Source organism: Arthrobacter sp. SO3, from assembly GCF_020532825.1.
Taxonomy (GTDB): domain Bacteria; phylum Actinomycetota; class Actinomycetes; order Actinomycetales; family Micrococcaceae; genus Arthrobacter.
This window is the reverse complement of sequence record NZ_MQTS01000079.1, coordinates 1-1,297: the sequence shown is the minus strand read 5'-3', so window position 1 is coordinate 1,297 and position 1,297 is coordinate 1. Positions and strand designations below refer to the sequence as shown.

Genomic DNA, 1,297 nt, shown 5'->3' with positions numbered 1-1,297 from the left:
TGAGCTGCTGCGGAGATTTCGGACAGCGGATTGAATGGATTCTTCTACGCTGCCAAGGCTGGCTGTTGATAACCATAGTGGACTTCGTTGGGCCGCCGGTAACCGAGCGCGGAGTGGCGGCGACGGCTGTTGTAAAACCCCTCGATGTAGCGGATGACGTCGCTCCGGGCTTGTGATTTAGTCGCGTAAACGGTCCGGTACACACGCTCGTTTTTCAGGGCTGAGAAGAACGATTCGGCCATGCTGTTGTCCCAGCACACGCCGGTGCGTCCCATCGAGGAGCGCATGCCCAGGCCGGTCACCAGGGCCCTGAAATCGGCCGAGGTGTAGACGCTGCCCCGATCGGAGTGCCAGATCGCCGAAGGCTCGATCCGGGTCGTAGCGGCAGCGTTCTTGAGCGCGTCTGCGACGAGCTCGGTGCGCATGTGATCGGCGATGGACCAGCCGACGACTTTCTTCGAGTAGCAGTCGATGACTGTGGCGAGGTAGACGAACCCTTGCCAGGTGTGGATGTAGGTGATGTCGCCGACGAACTTCACCCCGGGCCGGTCGGCGGTGAAGTCCCGGTTGACGAGGTCTGGCATGCCCGCGGCTGCCTCAGCGTCAGCCTCGGTGGTGACACGGAACGGGCGTGGCTGGCAGGCCACCAGGCCCTGGTGGCGCATGATCTGCCGCACCAGCTCGGGAGAACACTCGGTCTGTTCCGCGGCGAGATCGGCGTGGATACGCCGGTACCCGTAGGTGCCCTCGGACTCCTCGAAGAAGTGCTGGATCCGCGCGGTCAGGCCCTGACGGCGGGCCGCCGTGGCCGATTGCGGGCGTGTGGCCCAGTGGTAGAAACCGGAGGTTGAGACGGCCAGCCAGCGGCACATTTTCACGACCGAATTCAGGGTGGCGGGCTCAGCTTTTTGGGAATCGATGTATTCGTACTTGCTCACTACCGCTGCTCCCGCGCGAAGTAAGCGCTGGCTTTTTTCAGGAAGGCAGTCTCCGCCCGCAGCTCCTGATTTTCGCGCTCGAGCTCCTTCAGCCGGGCCCGCTCAGACACCGTCAGATCCACCTCCGTCCCGCCGTTGGCCTCGCGGTACTTGACCAGCCAGTTGCGGAGCGTCTCGGGGCCGACACCGTACGCGGTGGCCACGTCCTTGATCGGCTTGGACGTGCTGATCACCTCGCGGCACAGCTCGTCCTTGAACTCCTGGGTAAATCGCTTCCGTGATGCGGTCATGCTGATCTCTACTTTCGGTAGACCCCCATTTTAAGAGGGCCCACTGTCCGAGATCTCCGCGGCAGCCCA

Annotated in this window: 1 protein-coding gene; it reads right to left on the bottom strand. The window is 63.0% G+C overall.

Annotated elements, in window-relative coordinates:
- Window positions 1-44: 44 nt before the first annotated feature.
- Window positions 45-1,228 (bottom strand): IS3 family transposase gene (locus tag BJQ90_RS08385; RefSeq protein WP_226759836.1). Its coding sequence is split into 2 segments (ribosomal slippage): window positions 45-967 and window positions 967-1,228, totalling 1,185 coding nucleotides; the frame shifts between segments, so codons are not numbered across the junction.
- Window positions 1,229-1,297: the final 69 nt, after the last annotated feature.